Raw genomic sequence first — 20,063 nt, 5'->3', positions numbered from 1 at the left:
CTGGTGTCAATCGGGTTGCGTGACTGTGGCGACTGGACCCTTTAAGTGGAGCCTGCCGGATCCGCACAAGCGGAAAGCGCGCGCCGGGCCCAGTCGTCAGGGACCAGGAAGCCCCGGGTCTGCTCCCCGCTGGGAGTAATGCCCGCCAGGCATATGGGTGTCGTCGGTGTCAGCAACGGGGTTTGTTCAGCGGACCCATAGTCTGCACCGGTCAGTGGCGCCAGCCAGCAGCTGCGGGGCAGCTGTAACCAGCGGCAGTCCCGCTGCAGTGACCAGGCGGAAAAAGCCTCTTCATCACACCACCAGAAATCGGCGCAGTCGGGGTTGATGAATGACGCCGGCGCCCCCGCACCGCGGTTGAGCGGTCGGAACAGGCGGCCGGGCAGCAGTGCCCACTGGCGGTCGATCGCCAACTGGTGGCGGCTGAAAAATCTGTCGGCTGCGCTGTGTCGGGCGACCGGTAACTGGTGCTCCCGCATCCGCTGCAGCTTGGCATCGAGCCGGTCCTGCAGGCCCGGCCCCAGCCAGTGTTCGGTGCTCACCTGCAAGTAGAACTTTACCGCCACCTCCCAGTGCTCTACGGCGTTGTCGGGCAGATATTGCACTACAAAATCCAACTCCCCCAGTGTCTGGCCGCCGACACGCAGAGGCAGGTTGCGATACAGCAATGCGTAGTCCGGGTGATGGCTGAAAGTGAAGGCCCACAGGTGTTCGAAGTAGATACCCAGACGCCGGCTGGGCAAAGCGGCAAGGAAACGCTCCAGCTCAGGCCGGAGGCGCAGGCGGGTTTCCGGTGCGTTGAAATAATGCCAGAGCGCGCGGCGGCGCGAATCCTCGAGCAGTGGCAGACCGCAGTCGCGGACTATGTGCGGTGAGCCCATAGACCAGAGCAGATTGCTCCAGTGGTCCGGCACCGCTTGGGGCAGGTCCGGCGACACCGGCATTTATTTCCCCCGCTCGAACAAGGCGATGGATTCCACATGGGCGGTTTGCGGAAACATGTCCACCGCCCCCGCTTTTGTCAGGCTGTAGCCCAGCTTGCTGAACAGTGCCGCATCGCGTGCCAGCGTGGCCGGATTACAGGATACGTAGACCACCCGGCTCGCTCCGAAACGCGCCAGCTGATCCACTATTTGGTGGGCGCCGGTGCGGGGCGGGTCCAGCAGGATCTTGTCGAACCCCTGTCTGGCCCAGGGTTCCTTCGTAATGTCCCGAGTGAGGTCGGCGGTGTGGAAGTGCGCATTCGCCAGGCCATTGTAGTCAGCGTTGCCAATACCCCTCTGCACCAGAGCATTGGCACCTTCCACACCCACTACTTCCCGGGCGCGGCGCGCCAGCGGCAGGGTAAAATTGCCGAGACCACAGAACAGGTCCAGCAAGCGTTCGTCCGCCTGCGGGTCCAGCAGGGTCAGAGCCAGCCCTACCAGTTTGCGATTGATAGGGAAATTCACCTGGATAAAATCCAGCGGGTGAAAGCGCATCGCCAGATCAAATTGCGGCAGAGTGTACTGCAGCAGCATATCGCCATCCTGGGGCCACAGTTTGCGCACACTCTGGTCGTCGCCGGGTTGAAGATAGATATGAAGCCCGGTATCGCCGCTGAAAGTGCGCCAGCGCTCCAGGTCCGCCTCGGGCAGGGGCTCCAGGTGGCGCAGAACCGCCGCAGCGGTATCCTCACCCAGGGCCAGCTCGATATGGGATATGTGGGACCGCCCCGCGCAGTCTTCCAGTGTGCGGCGCAGTTGCGCCAGATGCCGGTCGAAGTTCTGCGCCAGTATGGGACACTCCTCGATAGGAACCAGTTTATTGGAGCGCTTTTCGCGAAACCCCACAATCACCCCTGTGCGGCGCGAAGCGCGCACGCCCAGTCGCGCCCGGCGCCGGTAGCCAAAATCCTCCCCCACCAGGGGCGGCAGTATCTCCGTCACCTCCAGTCCGCCGATGCGCCGCAGCTGATCCTGCAGAATTTCCTGCTTCGCGCGGATCTGCGCGTCGGACTGCATATGTTGCAGGGCGCAGCCGCCGCAGACATCTGCATGGCGGCAGAGGGGCTCGCACCGGTGCGGTGACGCCTGCAGGACTTCCACCGCCACTGCTTCATCAAACTTCGAGCGGCTGGAGGTGTACTGAACCTTGACCGTCTCGCCCGGCAGGGCATTGTCGACAAACAGGGTCTTGCCTTCGTGTCGCGCTATGCCGCGCACTTCGTGGCTTAGTTTTTCAATCGTCACACTGGGCTTTCGCACCGGTGGTCGGCGGTTTTTCGGTTTCATTCCTGCTACCGGGAGGATGGGTGCTGCGGGGTGGGGCAATGATAGATAGCCGCGCCGGCGCTGTCATCCAGCTGCGGTTATCGGGGTTCGGTGGCGGGCACCCGCGCCAGCACCACCGCCCCTGCAATGAACAGCACAATCACGGACAGCATCGAGTAGCGCACATCCCCGAACCAGGTACCCATCAGGCCAAACAGCGGCGGCCCGATCAAGGCGGCAAATTTTCCCATCAGATTGTAGAAGCCGAAGAACTCGCCACTTTTTTCCGCCGGGATCAACTGGGCATAGAAGGAGCGGCTCAGTGCCTGCACCCCTCCCTGGACCAGGCCGATCAACACGGCGATGGCGTAAAATTCCCAGGGGGCGCGGATGAAAGCGCCCCAAACGCAGACGATGGTATAGATCGCCAGGCCTATGTAGATACCCCGCTTGGGGCCTATCCACTCGCCCAGGCGGCCGAATAGCACTGCCGCGGGAAAGCCGACAAACTGCACCAGCAGCAGTGCCAGAATCAAATGGGAGCGCTCAAATCCCAGTGCCCGGCCATAGGCCACCGCCATGCGTATGATGGTGCCCACACCGTCGATATACAGCCAATAGGCGATCAGGAACACCAGTACAGTGCGATGGCGGGGCAGCAGTCTGAGGGTGTGGCCCACCTCGCTCAGTACCTGTCGCAGCAGGCCGCCGCTGTTCCCGCTGGTGGACGGCGCTGGTTCCCTCACCCGTCGCAGCAGCGGTATCGAGAAAAACCCCCACCACAGGGCTGTGAGCAGAAATGCAGCCAGTACCGCATTGGTGCTGGTGCTGAAACCAAAAGTGGCGGGATTGAGGGCGGCAATCACACAGATCAGATACAGCAGGCCGCCGCCCAGGTAGCCCAGGCCGAAGCCGAGACCGGACACCCGGTGCCAGAGGTTGCGTGGCGCGACGCTGACCAACAGTGCATCGTAGAGCTGGTTGGCGGCCTGAAAGCCGATAGTGGCGATCACAAACAGGCAGGACGCGTAGAGCCAGGCCCCCTGCGGCACACCCATCATCAGTCCGGTGGCGATCATACCGGGCAGGGCAAAGGCAAACAGCAGGCGCTTGCGGGCCCCCAGACGGTCCGCGAAGGCGCCGATCAATGGCGCGCTCAGCGCTATAACCAGCGAAGCCGCCGCATTGGTCCAGCCGAGGCGCAAATTGGACACTTCCGGCGTCGTGTCCGCACTCCAGAAATCCTGGTACAAGAGCGGGAAGAAACCTGCCAATACCACTGTGGCAAATGCGGAGTTGGCCCAATCGTACAGGGCCCAACTCCAGATTTCGCGCTTGTTGTTTGGTGTGTCCCCGTTTGGGCGGGCTTGTGTCTCGTTTGTCATCTTATTGGGGGTGCTGTCAAAGAGGGCGTTTGCGTACGGCCGGGAGTTGGGCAGCACCGTCGGCGCAAACTGTTACCCGGATCGCTGGAGCCGCGTCGACAGCCGCTGTGGGTTTTGAAATTGCGATGGCGGTTCACGATTATTCCCATTTATCGGGTACACAGAATTAATCAGGGGTTCCCTAGCAGATTGTTGAAAAAGCCTTGCATGGATTTCCACAACCCGGGCTTGCGGTGTATGCCCGCAAACCCTCCACGACAAATGAAGCAGTTACACGCTTGATTTGCGACTCGAACATTCTTGCCCTTGGCAGCGGGCTGTTAGATACATCGCAATCAAACACCAAAACCGCGGGTGAGGACAAGGGGATTGTTCATTAACCGCCCGGTGGGCCAAATGGATGTGAAGGAAGAACTGGTTCCCTGGCAGATTGTTGAAAAGACTTCCCTGCTTTTTCCCCAACCTGGATTTGGGGCGTATGTCCGCAAACCCTCCACGACAAATCAAGCAAATACACACTTGATTTGCGACCTGGACATCCCTGCTAGTCCGCGCTGGATTGCTTCGGGGCAGCACTGTCGGGCTTCGCATCGTTATCCACCTCTGTGCCCTGCCACATGGGGCTCTTCACCCTGAAGGCGGCGCGCGCGATCATATGGGCGCCCAGGGGAACCGTCAGGAGCAGAAACAGGATTGCCGCCAGTGCCCGGGCGGTTACCTGCGGATCCCGGAACAGGGTGGCTACAGCTGCCAGCAGCAAACCGCAGCAGAAGGTTGCCGCCTTGCCCGAAGTGCTCATGCGCGTATAGATATCGGGCATGCGCAGCAGACCGAGGGCCGCGGTAAAACCAAAAAAGCTGCCTCCCAGAACTAGCAACGCCACCAGAGTTTCAGTCATCGGCATCGCCAGTTACCTCCCGTTCCCGGTTCACCTGTACGCCTCCGTACTCGATATACCGCGCAAAGGCCACCGTAACCAGAAAGGCCACCAGTGCCAGAGCGATGGCCACGTCCAGGTAGACGGCGCGCCCGGAGGCGATTGCCAGCAGTGCACAGTAGGCGACTGCGATGATGTTCAGCACATCTAAAGCTACCACCCGGTCTGCCAGTGTGGGACCGCGGGCGACACGGATAAAGGACAGCCCCAGCGCGGTCAGCAGCAACCAGGATGCCGCCTTGACTGCGTATGCTAGCACCAACGGGTTTGTATCTGCGATGGTCATTACGACATCACTTCCCGCACCCTGCGTTCAAACCCCCGCTGCAGTTCCAGCCGGAATGCTTCCGCATCCTGCGCAAACAGCGTGTGAACATAGATGGCATCTTTGCCGCGGGCCACATCCAACACAAGCGTGCCCGGTGTGAGCAGCAATAAATAAGTGAGAGTCAGTATCTGCCGGTTGTCGCGGATTTCCAGGGGCACCCGGATAATGCGCGGCTTGCTGTTGGGGGGTGGCGACAATACTTCGTAGATAGTGCGCAGGCTGGATACCAGCAGTTCGCGCAGAAACAACGCGGCCAGTCCCAGGGCGCGTGGCAAGCGGCGGAAATACTCCCGGTCGCGCCCCTGCCGGTGGGAGATCGCAAGCGCCAGATATCCCAGCAGAAAGCCGGCGACAAAATTCAGCAGGGTCGCGCTGGCGGTCAGCGCCGTCCAGGCGATTGCCAACAGGATATTGAGCAGAAAAAGTCGCATCCCAATGCACCTCCGGATTGTCTGCCGTCGCACCCTGCCTCACATCCATACTTCAGCTGAGTGGGCCGGTTGCAAGGCGGGTGATCACTAGCAGGTTGTTGCAAAAGGCATCCTGCCTTTTGCAACACACGAAAAGCGAAAAATGTGATTTTCACTTTTCTCTCAAAATTAACGACCTAAGCGTCGCCGATTTTGCCGGAACATCCATATTCCGGTAGCAGGTGTCGAAATTCTTCGAATTTCAACAGCCTGCTAGGTTCCCGATGTCAGTACCGCCGTCAGATAGTCACTCGGGTCCAGCAGTTCCTGGGCGGCGGACAGGCAGAAGCGGATAAAAGGCTCTGGTGCCAGACCCAGCAACAGCGTGATCAGGGCCAGGGCGATTGCCGGCGCCAGCCGCTGCACACGCTCCCCAAAGCCCAGTGCGCCAACCCCCTGGCAGTTTCCGGTGGGGTGGCGTTTCCAAAAAGCTTCGGCCCAGATTTTACTCATGGAAAAAAGGGTCAGCGCGCCGGTAACCAGCGCCACTGCCGTCACCCAGTAAGCCGCCTGGTCCAGACTGGCTTTTAGTAACAGAAATTTAGCCCAAAAGCCGGATAGTGGGGGAAAGCCGGCGAGGCTGAAGGCGGCGATAAAAAACAGTGTCGCCAGCAGCGGCGCGGCCTGGTAGAGACCGCCGGTCTGCACCAGTTCGTAACTGCCGCTCAAGCGGCTGGCAGTGCCGCTGATCAGGAACAGATTGGTTTTCGCCACTATGTTGTGAACCATGTAGAAAATTGCCCCCGCCAGAGCCAGGGGACTGTTCAAGGCCAGCCCCAGCACGATAAAACCGATTTGGCTGACAATGTGAAACGATAGAATTTTGCGGAATTCATTCTGCGCCGCGGCGCCCAGGACCCCGGTCAGCATGGTGGCCAGGGCCGCCGCCAGCAGCAGCTGGTGTCCGAAGCCATCCCCCTGGGGAAAAATCAGGGTAAAAGTACGGATAAGCGCATAGACGCCCACTTTGGTCAGTAGGCCGGCAAACACTGCGGTCACCACCAGGGGCGGCGCGTGATAGGAGGCGGGAAGCCAGAAAAACAGCGGGAAGAGTGCCGCTTTGATGCCAAAGGCACAGAGGAACAGCACGCGCAGCAGATCCATGGCCATCGGGTTGTCGGCCCGGGCGAGCTGCAGGTGCAAATCCGCCATATTGAGCGTGCCGGAAATTCCGTAGAGCAGACCTATAGCGGTCAACATCAGTAAGGTGGAGACGAGATTCATCGCCACATACTTGATTCCCCCATCCAGTTGAATGCCCTCGCTGCCCAGTACCAGCAGTGCGAAAGAGGCGATCAACATCACCTCAAACCACACGTACAGATTAAACAGGTCACCGGTGGCGAAGCTGCCGCAAACCCCGGCCAGCAACAGCTGAAAAAAGCAGTGGTAACCGAGTTTTTCCCGGCCAGTGTCGATATCCGATAGTGCGTATATCGCCACCGCCAGGCCCACCACAGCCGTTATCAGCAGCATTGTCGCGCTCAGGCGGTCCACCACCAGGGTGATGCCGAAGGGCGCAGGCCAGTCGCCCGGTTGCGCGGTAAGCACGCCTCCGGATTCCACCAGGGTGAACAGGGTCAGGGTCGTGCCCAGCAGTACAGTGCAGCTGCACACAGACACAACCCGACTCGCACGGGGTTGGCCGCGCGTAAGATAAGTGATCAGCGCGGCGATGATCGGCGCCAAAAATGGCAGAGACAGCAGCCAGCTCACCCGTCCCGATTCTCTTCAGGGGTCACGGGTTCGGCCACTCGTATGCGATCCGAATTCAGGGTGCCGAAGCGGGCGTAGCTCCGTGCGATCAGCGCCAGGGCGAAGGCCAGCAGGCCAAAGCCGATCACAAGGGCAGTAAGGATCAGGGCCTGGGACAGTGGGTTCGCCACCGGTTGCGGTGGTTCCGTCATCCCCGCAGGTACCAGTGGCGGAGTGGCCCGGGTCAGCCGGCCGGCGGCGAATATCGCCAGGTTGGCGGCGTTACTGAGCAACACCAGACCAAACAGGTATTGCAACAGGCAGCGCTCCAGCATCAGGTAGACACCGGTCGCCACCAGGATTCCAATCGCCAGAGCGACTGCCGTTTCCATGGCTAGGACTTCTCCTCCAGAGCAAAAATCAATACCAGGGCCGCTCCCAGTACCGCCAGGTAAATGCCGATGTCGAACACCAGCACGCTGCTCAGGGCCACTTTTTTGTCGCCGTCTGCGCCGCCAAGGAACAACCACTGGCCGGTAAACAGGGGCTCGCCGGCAAGACCTGCCACCATTGCCGAGGCGCCCGCCAGTAAAACGCCCAATGCCGCCAGTGTGCCCGGCTGAACACGCAGTGCGCTGCGTGCGGCGGTTGCCCCCCAGGCCAGGGCGAACAGGGTGAAAGCGGCCGCCGCTATCAGCCCGGCAATGAAGCCTCCACCTGGCTGGTTGTGTCCCCGTATCAACATGTACACGGAAAACATCAGCAACAGTGCCACCAGGGCGCGAGTGGCAGTTTGCAGCACTACGGAATTCATTTGCCCGACTCCCGGTTGCGGGCGGCCACCAGGGTTGCGGCGGCGATCGCGGCAGTGAATACCACCACTACCTCGCCGAAAGTGTCCAGAGCGCGGAAATCCACCAGTATCACATTGACGATATTGCGACCCAGCGCCTCCGGTACCGCCTTGGCGATGAAATACTCGCTCACCTCACTGTGAAAAGGTGCCTGGATCACTGCCAGTGTCGTGATCGTGAATGCCGCCCCCACCGCGGTGGCCAATAATGCGTCAAGTGGGCGCAGGAGTCGCCTGCGGGCACTGGATACCGCCGGCAGCTGGCGCAGGGCCGCCACAGCCAGTATCAGAAACAGGGTCTCCACCAGCAACTGGGTGATGGCCAGGTCCGGTGCGCCAAAAAACAGGTACAGAAGCGCCATGCCCACGCCCAGGGCGCCCAGCGCACAAATGGCCGCCAGCGGTGACCTGGCGGCAGTGGTTAGCACCGCTGCCGCCGCAACCAGTGCCAGGGCCGTCCATTCCTTGACGTTGAGCCCCGGCAGTGCCAATCCTGGGATCAGATCTGCATTGCGCCACAGGGCAAACGCCATGACGGTCGCAATGGCTGCGAAGATCACGAACAGGTAGCGTCGCAGCAGGCCCGATTGCAGCAGCTGTGTCTGTGCCGCAGCACACCACTTCAGTGTCGAGAGCCCCGCATCCCACAGGCGGTCGGATGTTGTCGGCAGCCGCTGCAACAATCGCCCGATACCCGCACGCAGTGGCCCCTGGGCCATAAAGGCAGCGATGCCGAAAACCAGGGTGATCAGGCTTAGCAGGAGCGGCACATTGATGCCATGCCACAGCTTGAACTGCACCACTTCCGGCCGCCCCAGAATGGTGGCCACCGCCGGCTGAACCAGACCCTCGGCAATAAGGGGGGTAAAAAGACCAAATGCCACACCCAGGGCGCTCAGTACCAGCGGCCCCAGCCAGAGTGTTGGAGAGCCGTCGCTGATATGGACCCGCTGTGTGCGGCGCGGACCGAGAAATGGCTTTAGTGCCAGAGTTGCCGCCACCGCCACCATCAGTACATTGGTAAATACCGCCGCCCCCACCACCAAAATGGGTTCCGTGGCGATGGCCAGGGCTCCCTCGTACTTCAGCTCCTTGCCGATGAACCCCAGGAAGGGAGGGAATCCAGCCATCGACAGGGCCGCAGCCATGGCGCAGAACCAGCAGATCGGCATCGCCCGTCCCAGTCCGCCCAGTTTCCTCAGATCCCGGGTGCCGGTCTGGTGATCGATGATGCCCACAACCATAAACAGCCCAGCCTTGTAACAGGAGTGCACCAGAACGAAAGTGATTGCCGCGGCGATAGCCACTGAATCATCGGAGCCGAGAAACATGGTCAGCAGACCCAGGGCCACTACCGTGGAATAAGCCAGGGCCAGTTTCAGGTCTGTCTGGCGCAACGACAGTACTGCAGCTATGACGCCGGTAGCCGAGCCCACCAGGGTCAGTGCCCACTCCCACAATTCTGTCGAGGCCAACAGAGGATGCACTCGGGCCAGCAGGTAAATTCCCGCCTTGACCATGGTCGCAGAATGCAGGTAGGCGCTTACCGGCGTCGGTGCCGCCATTGCATTGGGCAGCCAGAAGTGCCAGGGAAACTGTGCCGACTTGCTGAATGCCCCCAGCAATAATAGAAGCAGAATTGGTGTATAAAGCGGGTGCTGGCTAAGGTGGTCGGTGTTGGCGAGAATTTCCACCCAGTTATAACTGCCGGTCGCACTACCCAGTAATATCAGCCCGGCCAGCAAGCAGAGGCCTCCCAGTGTGGTCAAAAGCAGGGCCTGCAGGGCGGCGCGGCGTGCAGCCTTAGCCTCGTGATTGAAGCCGATCAGCAGGTAACTCGCAATTGTCGTCAGCTCCCAGAACACGAACAGCATGATAAGGTCGGCGGCCAGTACCAGCCCCAGCATGCTCACCATGAACAGCAGTAAATAGAGGTAAAAGCGCCGTAACAGCGGGTGTCCGCGCAGGTAGCCGGCGGCATAAATGGCAACGAAAAAGCCAATCCCGCTGATAAGCAGCGCGAATAACAGATTGAGCCCGTCGATAAAGAAGCTGGCGCTGATCCCCAGACTGGGCACCCACGGGATAGTAAAAGTGATGGTTTCGCCCGCCTCAGTCCGGGGCAGCTGTGACAGCAACCCCAGGAAGGCGCCCGCGGCCAGCGAAGGGACAAGGAACCCCAACCAACTTGTGGTCGGACCGCCTGTGAAACTGGAGCCATCCTCATGTTGAACAGCTGCCATTGACTCCTTTCCTTTATATAGGCTGCAAGACCCACACCTGAACCGGACAGGAGGAGGCTGATTCCCCTGTGTCTTTTTTAGCAGCTGGGTTAGCAGCATCAACTATAAGCGGCTGTTTGCCCGGCGATCACAGGGTTGTGGAGTACCTTTTGGGACTGCGGAAGGGGCAGCAACCTGGATATCGACACCACTCAGCCACAACTATAGTTAGTGCTGTCCACTGCGGGGGCTATTTAAAGGGGAAGAAATCGTCTAGCGGTTGATTCTGGCGCAGCAGTAGCTGCTTCTCCAGGGGGCCGTTGAACCAGCTTTCCCTGGTTTTCTCAATATGGGCTTGCGGCACAAAGCAGATGACAGTGTTTTTACAGAATGAATGGCTGCTAACCTGGCAACCTATTTGGTTGCCAGGTTAATAAAAGGCAGCTGGAGGAGGTGATCCGTTGTCCTAATTTAGCTTAGAGTACTTCCTTGCACACACGATCAAGTAGTTACTGCTTCCGATTCCTGCTGTGATATCTTGGGGAGGCTGAACTGCAAAATCATATAACCCGCCATGGCTGACAAGATGGAACCTATCAATATGCCCAGGCAATCGCGACTAAAGTAGTCGCCACTACCATGCTCAAATGCCAATCCAGCAATAAAGAGGCTCATAGTAAACCCAATGCCACAGGCCATTGCTACGCCCAGTAGCTGTGACCATGTAACTCTGTCGGGTAGTCGGGCAATACCCAGCGCTACCGCAGCTCCGACAAAACCGAGAATTCCGATAGGCTTGCCAACCACCAGGCCCAGAATAATCCCTAGGGTGACCGGGTGTGCTAATTCATCAAGTGAGATACCGCTGAGAGAAAGTCCAGCGTTGGCAAAGGCGAATATTGGCAGAATAACCAAGGCGACAGGAGCATGAAGTCGATGTTCCAGGATTTGCAGAGGTGAATGACCCCGGTCATCACGCATGGGGACACAAAAAGCAATCAATACGCCAGCCAGTGTCGCATGAACGCCAGACTTAAGGACCGCAACCCAGAGTATAACTCCCAACAGAACATAGGCGGAAATGCGTTTCACACCCTGGCGGTTCATTACAATGCCGACCAGCAGTAACATAGCACCCAGTGCGAGCGCCGTCAGGGAAAGGTCTGCGGAGTAAAATATTGCGATAATAGAGATCGCTGCCAAGTCATCAAAAATCGCCAATGTCAATAAAAAAACTTTCAGTGATACAGGCACACGTTGACCGAATACTGTCAATAGCGCCAGAGCGAAGGCGATGTCAGTAGCAACTGGTATCGCCCAGCCATCCAAAGCCACCCCGTCGCCCCAGTTAAGCCAGGCATAGATTGCCGCTGGAATCAGCATGCCGCCCAGGGCGCCTGCCCCTGGTAAAGCAATTTGTGAAAATGAGGACAGTTCTCCTTCGAGTATTTCACGCTTGATTTCCAGCCCAATCAGAAAGAAAAAAACAGCCATTAGCCCATCATTGATCAACAGCAGCAGAGATTTATTGATCTCCAAGGCTCCGATCTGAACGGCAATCGGTGTATCCAAAAAAGCCGCATAAAGCTCGGATAAAGGAGAATTGGCGATGAACAACGCTATAATCGCTGCGCATAGTAGTAGGATTCCCCCGGCGGATTCAAGCCGGATAAACTGTTGAACAGCGTTGGCTAGTGGCGATTTCGGTTGTGTCTGGTCCATTCTCTTTCTCTTAAGATCCCGCTGTTGTATCTCGGGCAGGCTGCACTGGCAGGTTGCCAAAAATGGTTTTGCCAATCACCCGCCATCCCAAATATGGGTGTTTAGGTCGCAAACCAGGGCCTAAAAAGCCGGGAAAGGATTTTTCGGCGACCTGCTAATAGACGGTAAAACTCTATTCCGGTTTGCATGGATAATGCTTTTTCAGCGACGCATAAACAATATCGCGTGCTGAAATGGTTAGGCACGGATCGCCCATTTCCTTCAAATCCCTGACGATATTTGAAATCACCTCTCTGAGTGGTTCAGGGCTCCCAAGGCAGGGTTCAGCATAACGCGCGGCCCGGAGGTAATTACTTCGGCTTGGCAGTCGGGTACGCAATGCGCGCTCGAAGAAATTCTGTTTATGTTGGTAGTCGGTTTCTATGGTGAGCATAAGTAGCATACGGCTATCGATTTGCTGAGTTGCTGCTATGATGTGTGCTCCGCCAGAGCCACGTCAGATTGCAGGCCAGTCACAACCAAAGGAAGCAGGATCAGTGATTGATACAGTCCCCCTGGAAAACTGGATGTAGGTGCGAATCAGTTCGCGAAGGGCGCCGAGTAAAAAGTATGAGCCTTCGATATCAACGGGCATGCGCTATCACCTCTCGCTCGTCAAGTCAGCTTTTTGCGGTTTCTGTGCTATAGGAAGCGCCAGTATGGGTCGCTGTTTCCGTTGTCGCCCTGTATTACGAGCGAGTCCAGCTAACATTGCGATCGCCAAACCCAGACCCGACAGGCTGCTACCAATACTGGCTTCCAAGGTCAGGATGGCTCAAGAGCCGGTAGCGCACCTGTGGCAACCAGGCTGAACGTGAATTGCTTGTCTGTCATGGATTAGGTTCCTGGAACTCGGTCATGGACAAAGCCGGCTGATCTCCCCCTTTGGGGTCGGTGTCTATTATGGGGATATCTGACATAGATTGAAATTGATTTTATCTATATGCAAAATAGACTAATCTCTATATGTGTTGGTAGCAACTGTCGGCTGAAATTGATGGGGGCACTATGAAATCGCGACTCCACGCCCATGTGGGTACCTTGCGGCAGCTGGAAATTTTACTGGCTGTGCACGATAACGGAAGCATCAATGGGGCAGCCAAAGCGTTGCACCTGACACAGCCCACAGTCTCGATGCAAATGAAAAAGCTGGTGCAGGCTATTGGTACTCCACTCTATGATATTTCACATCGGAAGTTGCTATTCAGCGATGCGGGGTTGGAGCTGGTCAAAACGGCTGTGGAGGTACTGGATTGCTTTTCCCGTTTGGACCAGTCCCTGAGTAGCATGCGTGAACTCAAGGCCGGCACTTTGCGATTGGCGGTAGTCAACACCTCACAGTACTTTATTCCACACCTGCTTGGCCCCTTTTGCGAACGCTATTCGGGTATTGATATCCAATTGAAAGTCGGAAACCGTAAACAAACTATTGAGCGCCTGAAGCAGGGAGTCGATGACTTCTATGTGTTCAGCCACCCGCCACAGGATATCGAAACTGAAAGTATTGAGTTTCTGGACAATCCGTTGGTTGCCATTGCCCATGAGGAACATCCACTGGCTAAGCGAAGTCGGCTGACGCTGAAGCATCTGCTCGACGAACCTTTTTTGATTCGCGAGCAAGGATCGGGTACTCGACATGCAATGGAAGAATTTTTACGTCGGCACAAAATACAGCTGAATATAAAAATGACCGTCGAGAGCAATGAAGCTATTAAGCACTTGGTTATGTCGAAATTAGGAATTTCTATCCTTTCCGCCCACACTCTGGCTTACGGTGGGCAAGCGGGTCTGGTAAAATTGCCTGTGCGTGAACTCCCTATCGATTCCCACTGGTTTTTTGTCTGGTCAAAAGCAAAGCGCCAAACCGTGATCGCGGCAGAATTCCTGCGATACGTTGAGGAGGAGGGCAGGAACTTGTTGCACGATGAGCTTGCCAGAAATTGACTATCAAGCGCCTGCGGATTTCGAAGGATTTTTTCCATAGGTGAGAGGTGCTGGGTGAAGGTAAAAACTGCGTGTTAGTAGTGTAAATGTATTGCCACCACTGTGCCAGCGGCACCAAAAGTCCCTACTCCAATACTGATGAGCGGCACTACTTCATCCACCAAAACTGTAATTAAGGTGTCTGGCTTCAAAGAAGCGGGGTCTTTGATCAATCCCGGGTGCATCTATAACCGGGTTAGGGTCAGTTTGATGTTCTTGCCTAAGAACGCTGATGGTGACGTGACTATTGATAGTTTATTAGATATATTTCCAATATATTTAATATAGGAGTTGATTGCAGTAGGAAATACTCATTCTCCTGAAAATAAAATAAGTCCCTTAAGATCTGATTTCCATTTAAGTCAGCTGGTGCTAATTTTATGTGCGGTTGTGAATAATTAACACTTGTGCGAGCTGTTGGGGCGGAGTGCTATATGTCTCATACATTTCGAGAGGTTAAGAGAATAGACCTCATTGTATGAATAAACTATCTGTATATTTTTCTGCCACTCATTGCTATTAATCTGGCAATTCAATCGAAAACCTCCTCTCCATTAATTTGTCGCACATGAATAGCTGGACAATGATACAAAATTACTTATTTTTCAATGAGTTGTATCGGTTTTCTCCGATGATGGCATGTTTTGTACCATATTAAGCGGATAAATTATTTAGTTGTCTGGTCAACAGCTTTTATTCTCGATATGTTTATTTTAATATCCAGTTTCCTTAGATCGTATTCCATTGAGCAGTTTGCTCCCTTTTGGGCGCGTGGGATTCTTTTGCCACGCCCGGGCGACAGCTTTGTCGTTTGTCGGAGAAAAGATCAGATGAAAAAATACAATATAGAGCCCAATAGAACTTCCAAGTTACGGTTGTGGCTTCATCATATTGGCGAATTTCCACTTCAGTCGCGCAATGCTTTGCTGGAGGAATTCAAGCGTTTGGGTATTGTTGTGGAAGACAGTGAAAAGTGTGGTTCCCTACCCGGAGTGCTCCTCTTCAACCAATTGGATTCTGAGGTGCAGGGGTTCCTGAAACAGATGCAGACGCTATACGCGCCGCCAATCCTGGCGGTCTCAGTAAATGCCAATGCCGTAGCAGGAGAATGCTCCTGGACGCTTTTACGTTCAGGTGCCAAAGATATTTTTGCCTGGGATTCCTGCCGTCAAGCTGCTCAGGCCATCGCTTCACGTATGAAACACTGGCTCGAAATAGAGGCATCGCTGAATACTGCCGATGTTAAGGCACGACTGCGCGGCAGGAGCCGCGCTTTACTTAAAGTATTGTATGCTGCCACGGAAGCCGCTGGATTCAGTCGTACAGCCGTTCTGATTTCCGGTGAAACCGGCACCGGTAAGGAGCTTCTTGCACGGATGCTTCACACACTGGATCCAGCGCCAGAAGCACGCCCCTTTGTGGTCTGTGACTGTACAACAATTGTACCCGAACTGTCAGGTAGCGAATTTTTCGGGCATGAGCGCGGTGCCTTCACCGGCGCTGTTCGTGCCCGGGATGGCGCTTTCGCAGAGGCGGATGGCGGCACCTTATTCCTGGATGAAGTGGCTGAGCTGCCACTCAGGTTACAGGCGGAGCTTTTGCGCGTAATCCAGGAAGGTACTTATAAGCGCGTGGGGAGTAACCAGTGGTTGCATACTGATTTTCGTCTTGTTTGTGCATCCCACCGCGACTTGAAAGATGAGATAAAGGCTGGGCATTTTCGAGAGGATCTCTACTACCGTATCGCCGGCTGTGTACTGCGTATGCCATCCCTAGGGGAACGGCGCGAGGATATACCCTGTTTGGTACAAGCGTTTCTTGCAGAAACCATGACGGATGAAACCATCCCTGTATTGGATTCATCGGTACACGATCATTTAATGCAACGCCCGTATCCCGGCAATGTGCGCGAATTGCGCCAATTGGTGCTACTGATGGGGCAACGCTATGTGCCACCAGGACCAATTACCCTGGGCTGCCTGCCTGAAACCGAACTTTCCTCTATCACTGATGGGCAGCCGGTTGACGCTGAGGATGTCTGGGAAAAGGCAGTGCACACGACCTTGACACAAGGCCGTGGGCTCGCCGAACTCCGTACTATTGTTGCCGATACCGCCTACCGTATTGTATTGAGAGAAGAGTGCGGGGACACCAGGCGCTCGGCGCGCCGCTTGCAGGTTTCACAGCGGGCGGTACAGCAATATTTGCGCACTCAGACGGCTTTGCCGTAACTGAATCCGCTGCTGATTTTACCCTGCCCAAAAGACATGATAGGCCTGCCCCCCACTAACTTTTCCCACTTCGCCAGGCTTCCGTAATTGGTTTTCCTGTTCCTATCTTGAAGCCGGGCCCGCCATCCTTGAGTCCCAGCCTGTCGATTGCCCACTGGCCCACATTATACCAGATGTCTGGACCGGGGCAGTTGGCACGGCTCTTACTTGCCTGCCGGTGAGCCAGTACATGAGTCAATCCAATTTTTCTAATCAGGTATTGTATCAGGCAGCGGCCGGACCGAATCTGCGCCTGCGTGAGTTGGTGGCAGCCGTATTTTTCCGCTTTCCAGCATCGTCCCCTGGTGCTGGGGAAGTTTCCGGCAAATTCCACCGCAACACTTTTCTTATTAAATCCATTGGAAGCATATAGGTAGGCGGAAATTGGATGCAATTGCAGAATCTTTCCGTCGGGCAGTATCGCAAAATGGGACTTTACCCGGTTGTAACGGTTTGGGTCGTTTCCACGGCTAAAAGCCATTTGATGCAGTACCAATGCATAAACGGTGGCCGGATCTCTCGAGCGAATTCGGTGCTCTTTCGGACTCAATTTTGTTCGATCTTCAATTCTACAATTGGTCAGCCAGTCCCAGATCACCGGCAAGCTGCCCAAAAACTGCTCTTCACCCCCCTCTTCTGCCGGAGAGTCGAGATCCATACTGTTACTATCAGTTAACATGGCCTCCAGTTCTGGAATCAATCTCGCTTCATTTTCTCTCTTGTGGTATTTCATCATCTACATCACCCCTCTTAAATTGCAAGTGATTGGTAATGGCCGGTGCAGTCGATAATTTGCTGCTTTAACAGGAGAATATTCAGCAGCACCAATAGGTCATACCGTATTTCTTTGTGAGCGTCGCTGCAGCAACTTGCTCGGCTGCATAGCGTTGACACTTGTTCGCTGTCCTGAGCTTGCGGATAGATCAACGCCGGTTACTGTGCGGTACGCTTCTATATAACCCTGTATTTCAGGGCGCCAATATTGAAGCCAGTTATTGGCCTGTTGAGGGTTGCTCGCTTGAGTCCAATTGCCATAGCGAATAGAAAGAAGAATCATTTCACCGAAACGGGCCAGGAGGTCGAAGTAACTGACTGATACATCGGACCAGCTCATTAACTTGTGCATGGCATCCACCTGACCCATCCAGGGTTCCGCGTAAGGCACCATCGCCCGGGAATGCAGAAATTCACGCATCGGTGGCTGAGCGATCAACCACTGAGCCATCATCATCTCCATACGGGCCGTGGAGGACAGCTCTCCGAATTGATTGTTTGCCCCCTTGGCCAGCTGTAAGTGAACTGTGCGGATTTTCTCCAGGATCGGGAAGGGGTCTGGGTTGACCATGGTATTTTGCAGGTCCCGATACCAGACGGCAGCCGCCTGCAGCAATGCATGGAATGATTCCAGGAACTGTCCACGCCGCTCGGCGGGGTGGATTTTTCCCACCGCCTTACCTTCGGTTAGAAGCCCATACTCATGTTCATACTCATAGGCCCGTCGCGCGACGGTGAGGCGTTGACGGCTGTCCTGTACATAACCCCACAACAGGTTATTCAGTGGCCGCAAAGGATCCAGCGCAAGATTAGCCAATGGGTCGATTACTGACCCTGGGTGTACCCGGCGGTTCTGAAAACGCAGAGTTATGGCATTGATCGTCTGGACCAGCCCGCCCTGCTCCTGCCAATAGGACCATATCAGCTCGAACATGCAGGGCTGGCCACGAACGCTCTGGCTGCAAGGATAGTTGGTCGACTCAAGCCCCAGTAGATCGAGGTTTTTTAGAATTTGCCCCAAATAGGGTAGAGTCTGGGGACTGGCGCTGCTACTCAGGTATTGGTTGAGATAATTTTGCATGTCTTCCTGGGTGGCGCTATGGCCCAAACGTGGAGATTCCTCTCTCGAACTGAAATTGTCACCGATGGTGTCAAAGTTACCACAGCAGGCATGGCATAGCAGAAAGGTCTCTGTTGCCGCTTTAAGTAGTTGGTATCCTTGCACCCCGTGTCGATAATTGCAGGAATCCAATCTCTCTCCTGGCGGTTCATAACTATTGCCGCACATGATTTCTGTAACCAGCGAGTCGTACATTTCAAATCGCCTGCCCTCGAGACACTGCCGGAGTTTCACCCATAGTCCCTGGTCGTCGGTGGGCGAGGTCTGACGGGTGGCGATACCAATGCTGTCCTGGCGGAATTGATGTGCCATGGCGGCCAGCGGTGCCTGCTGAACCGTAATCGCCAGCGTTGCCTGCAGTTTTTTGCCGGTTTTTGGGGTGGCATCAACTTTCACCGTATAGGTATCGGGCAGCAGTTCCGTGGTGTCCAAAAACTGCTTATAGTAATTTTTCTCTTTTCCTTCCAGTTTGAACAGACTCGCAGCTTGGTCCGGTACCCCCGTGTCAGACTCCAGTTTCCAGGTGTACTTGTACTCACCGCTATTGCGATCGGGCTTCGTTACCGAAGCCGTTAGCGCAACCGTATCTCCCTGAAAGGGAAGGTTAGGTTTCGCTTCCAGTTGCAGTTTCGGTCCAGTATTCTCATTCATAACTGTTCTCCCGTGATCATCAGTAGTTGTCGGGTGCGCTAAGCGCGTGACGAGTAATCCGAGGGGAGGCTTGGCAGTCGCAAATTGTGGTGCCAGCCGGATGTGTCAGGGTGCGATTTAACGCCCAGTGGCGAAGTAAAGCCGTTAACAGGCTGCTTTCCGCAGCAGGTGACAGCCGGTTATCCGCTGCGGCCTGGCCGATGGCCGCCATCGCGACGGTTGGAGCAACACTGCGCAGTTTGGCGGTATCTCCGGCCCACGAAGCAAACAGCCGGCGCAATCGCGCAGGCGAGCGCGCTGATACCGGCAGCACTTCTCTCAGTGAACGCCAGTGCAATCTGGCCGAGCGATGTTCCAACAACAAACTGACGAACTCGGACAAAGTGTCCAGCATCAGGCGAAGTAACTGGCGGCGGGCTGGACTCTGAGAAGTGGGTGGATAAAACTCTACCCACAGGCGTTCCAGGTGGGTCCACTGTGGATCCTGAAATATCTGACGTCCCATCTCGCAACTCAGAATCACTCTGAGCCATGGAAAGGGATGCGGGTCGTCGAGTCGCATTCTGAACACAAAAGGTTTGGGTAAACTAACGACACCGATCAGGCCATTGGTGGCGGAAATACCCAAAGTGCCGAGTGCCCAGAGGTCCGCTACTATCTCCGAAATCCAGCGCCCCCAGAGTTCCCAGGCCGGTCGGTCCCCTCTTGCCCGGTCCGTACGCTGCTGGATAAGGCTGCGCAAACTGGCCACCAGGTCGAGCAGGGCTGCTGCCTGGTGCCCCACTTCGTGCAGTAGAGAGGAGCCGATACCGCTACCCACCATGCGTTCTCTGGGTACCCGGATCACCGCTACGGGATTCCTGCCACGCCCCGGCAGGCGCGTGCGCGCACGGCGAATCGCAGCGCCGTGGCCACGGTCGAGGTAGGTAACAATAGGCGGGATTGTTGCGATCCGGCTAAGACCGCTCAGGCCATCCGCAGCTACCGCATCCAGCCCTCCCAGCCACAAGCCGGTTCCATGTTCGCTGCGCTGATTGAGCACATCGGCAAAGATATCCAGCGAATCCAGTTCGGCATTGAAGCGCAATTTGAGCAGGGCGAACCGCCGCTGTTGCTCCGCAGGCGAAGCCTGGTGCCCCGGCACGCCCTCACACCAGGTTAAAAAGCCTTGAATGTCACGCTGTAATGCGCATCGCTCCTGCGCAAGGTGTGCCTCTATTGCTCTAATGGCTGCTGGAGAAATACTTGCAGCGGGCACCGCCGGCACACGGAGCGAAAAGGGGCCAAGTTGTTCCAATCGCGCCAGCAGCGCCCGAGCCTCACGTGCCAAAAAGGGTGAGGACCACTTGAGGTTTGCCATGC

General features: G+C 56.1%; 16 protein-coding genes. 2 read left to right on the top strand and 14 right to left on the bottom strand.

The genetic code is table 11. From position 1 onward, the window contains the following. Window positions 1-41: 41 nt before the first annotated feature. The 11 genes from AB1S50_RS09025 to nhaA form a co-directional block, all read right to left on the bottom strand. Window positions 42-944, bottom strand: a complete 903-nt coding sequence (locus AB1S50_RS09025; protein WP_367150271.1) for a DUF1853 family protein — start codon at window positions 942-944, stop codon at window positions 42-44. Beyond that, entirely contained in the window at window positions 945-2,273 is a 1,329-nt protein-coding gene (gene rlmD / locus AB1S50_RS09020; RefSeq protein ID WP_367150270.1) for a 23S rRNA (uracil(1939)-C(5))-methyltransferase RlmD, read from the bottom strand. A gap of 77 nt (window positions 2,274-2,350) precedes the next feature. Then, entirely contained in the window at window positions 2,351-3,637 is a 1,287-nt protein-coding gene (locus tag AB1S50_RS09015) for an MFS transporter (RefSeq protein WP_367150269.1), read from the bottom strand. A gap of 544 nt (window positions 3,638-4,181) precedes the next feature. Then, window positions 4,182-4,541 carry a monovalent cation/H(+) antiporter subunit G gene (gene mnhG / locus AB1S50_RS09010; protein ID WP_367150268.1) on the bottom strand — a complete coding sequence of 120 codons (360 nt, stop codon included), beginning with the start codon at window positions 4,539-4,541 and terminating at the stop codon, window positions 4,182-4,184. Then, window positions 4,528-4,860 (bottom strand): monovalent cation/H+ antiporter complex subunit F, encoded by a 333-nt coding sequence (locus AB1S50_RS09005; protein ID WP_367150267.1) that lies wholly within the window; start codon window positions 4,858-4,860, stop codon window positions 4,528-4,530. Before AB1S50_RS09005 ends, mnhG begins: the two co-directional genes overlap by 14 nt. Then, complete coding sequence (locus AB1S50_RS09000) at window positions 4,860-5,333, bottom strand: Na+/H+ antiporter subunit E (protein WP_367150266.1); 474 nt, start codon at window positions 5,331-5,333, stop codon at window positions 4,860-4,862. The genes AB1S50_RS09005 and AB1S50_RS09000 overlap by 1 nt, the downstream gene beginning before the upstream one ends. 252 nt (window positions 5,334-5,585) lie before the next feature. Next, complete coding sequence (locus tag AB1S50_RS08995; RefSeq protein WP_367150265.1) at window positions 5,586-7,088, bottom strand: Na+/H+ antiporter subunit D; 1,503 nt, start codon at window positions 7,086-7,088, stop codon at window positions 5,586-5,588. Then, complete coding sequence (locus tag AB1S50_RS08990; protein WP_367150264.1) at window positions 7,085-7,459, bottom strand: Na+/H+ antiporter subunit C; 375 nt, start codon at window positions 7,457-7,459, stop codon at window positions 7,085-7,087. The genes AB1S50_RS08995 and AB1S50_RS08990 overlap by 4 nt, the downstream gene beginning before the upstream one ends. A gap of 2 nt (window positions 7,460-7,461) precedes the next feature. Continuing rightward, window positions 7,462-7,881: a Na+/H+ antiporter subunit B gene (locus AB1S50_RS08985; protein ID WP_367150263.1), complete on the bottom strand. Its 420-nt coding sequence runs from the start codon at window positions 7,879-7,881 to the stop codon at window positions 7,462-7,464. Then, the gene (mbhE, locus tag AB1S50_RS08980) at window positions 7,878-10,163 is read right to left on the bottom strand and encodes a hydrogen gas-evolving membrane-bound hydrogenase subunit E (RefSeq protein WP_367150262.1); all 2,286 of its coding nucleotides are present in this window, start codon (window positions 10,161-10,163) and stop codon (window positions 7,878-7,880) included. The genes AB1S50_RS08985 and mbhE overlap by 4 nt, the downstream gene beginning before the upstream one ends. Before the next feature lie 480 nt (window positions 10,164-10,643). After that, the gene (nhaA, locus tag AB1S50_RS08975; protein WP_367150261.1) at window positions 10,644-11,864 is read right to left on the bottom strand and encodes a Na+/H+ antiporter NhaA; all 1,221 of its coding nucleotides are present in this window, start codon (window positions 11,862-11,864) and stop codon (window positions 10,644-10,646) included. Window positions 11,865-12,911: 1,047 nt separating this feature from the next. Here nhaA and AB1S50_RS08970 point away from each other — a divergent pair. Both AB1S50_RS08970 and AB1S50_RS08965 read left to right on the top strand, forming a co-directional pair. Then, window positions 12,912-13,847, top strand: coding sequence for a LysR family transcriptional regulator (locus AB1S50_RS08970; protein WP_367150259.1), 936 nt, complete (start codon window positions 12,912-12,914; stop codon window positions 13,845-13,847). An 869-nt stretch (window positions 13,848-14,716) separates the two neighbouring features. Further along, window positions 14,717-16,117 (top strand): sigma-54-dependent transcriptional regulator, encoded by a 1,401-nt coding sequence (locus tag AB1S50_RS08965; RefSeq protein WP_367150258.1) that lies wholly within the window; start codon window positions 14,717-14,719, stop codon window positions 16,115-16,117. 55 nt (window positions 16,118-16,172) lie between these two features. On the opposite strand, the gene AB1S50_RS08960 is transcribed toward AB1S50_RS08965, so the two are convergent. The 3 genes from AB1S50_RS08960 to AB1S50_RS08950 form a co-directional block, all read right to left on the bottom strand. Further along, entirely contained in the window at window positions 16,173-16,892 is a 720-nt protein-coding gene (locus tag AB1S50_RS08960; RefSeq protein ID WP_367150257.1) for a peptidoglycan recognition protein family protein, read from the bottom strand. 96 nt (window positions 16,893-16,988) lie between these two features. Next, window positions 16,989-18,701, bottom strand: coding sequence for a hypothetical protein (locus AB1S50_RS08955; RefSeq protein WP_367150256.1), 1,713 nt, complete (start codon window positions 18,699-18,701; stop codon window positions 16,989-16,991). 19 nt (window positions 18,702-18,720) lie between these two features. Then, complete coding sequence (locus tag AB1S50_RS08950) at window positions 18,721-20,061, bottom strand: hypothetical protein (RefSeq protein ID WP_367150255.1); 1,341 nt, start codon at window positions 20,059-20,061, stop codon at window positions 18,721-18,723. Between the last annotated feature and the right edge of the window lie 2 nt (window positions 20,062-20,063).

This window comes from Microbulbifer discodermiae (assembly GCF_040742695.1).
In the GTDB taxonomy this organism is placed as follows: Bacteria; Pseudomonadota; Gammaproteobacteria; order Pseudomonadales; family Cellvibrionaceae; genus Microbulbifer.
The sequence above is the reverse complement of the archived record's forward strand: the minus strand, read 5'-3'. Positions and strand labels throughout refer to the sequence as shown.

Coding starts and splice junctions, on each gene's coding strand:
- AB1S50_RS08990 (WP_367150264.1), bottom strand. CDS start 7,459: ATGGAAACGGCAGTCGCTCTGGCGATTGGAATCCTGGTGGCGACCGGT.
- AB1S50_RS09000 (WP_367150266.1), bottom strand. CDS start 5,333: ATGCGACTTTTTCTGCTCAATATCCTGTTGGCAATCGCCTGGACGGCG.
- AB1S50_RS08985 (WP_367150263.1), bottom strand. CDS start 7,881: ATGAATTCCGTAGTGCTGCAAACTGCCACTCGCGCCCTGGTGGCACTG.
- AB1S50_RS09005 (WP_367150267.1), bottom strand. CDS start 4,860: ATGACCATCGCAGATACAAACCCGTTGGTGCTAGCATACGCAGTCAAG.
- nhaA (WP_367150261.1), bottom strand. CDS start 11,864: ATGGACCAGACACAACCGAAATCGCCACTAGCCAACGCTGTTCAACAG.
- mbhE (WP_367150262.1), bottom strand. CDS start 10,163: ATGGCAGCTGTTCAACATGAGGATGGCTCCAGTTTCACAGGCGGTCCG.
- AB1S50_RS09025 (WP_367150271.1), bottom strand. CDS start 944: ATGCCGGTGTCGCCGGACCTGCCCCAAGCGGTGCCGGACCACTGGAGC.
- AB1S50_RS08970 (WP_367150259.1), top strand. CDS start 12,912: ATGAAATCGCGACTCCACGCCCATGTGGGTACCTTGCGGCAGCTGGAA.
- AB1S50_RS08955 (WP_367150256.1), bottom strand. CDS start 18,701: ATGAATGAGAATACTGGACCGAAACTGCAACTGGAAGCGAAACCTAAC.
- mnhG (WP_367150268.1), bottom strand. CDS start 4,541: ATGCCGATGACTGAAACTCTGGTGGCGTTGCTAGTTCTGGGAGGCAGC.
- AB1S50_RS08960 (WP_367150257.1), bottom strand. CDS start 16,892: ATGATGAAATACCACAAGAGAGAAAATGAAGCGAGATTGATTCCAGAA.
- AB1S50_RS09015 (WP_367150269.1), bottom strand. CDS start 3,637: ATGACAAACGAGACACAAGCCCGCCCAAACGGGGACACACCAAACAAC.
- AB1S50_RS08965 (WP_367150258.1), top strand. CDS start 14,717: ATGAAAAAATACAATATAGAGCCCAATAGAACTTCCAAGTTACGGTTG.
- AB1S50_RS08950 (WP_367150255.1), bottom strand. CDS start 20,061: ATGGCAAACCTCAAGTGGTCCTCACCCTTTTTGGCACGTGAGGCTCGG.
- rlmD (WP_367150270.1), bottom strand. CDS start 2,273: ATGAAACCGAAAAACCGCCGACCACCGGTGCGAAAGCCCAGTGTGACG.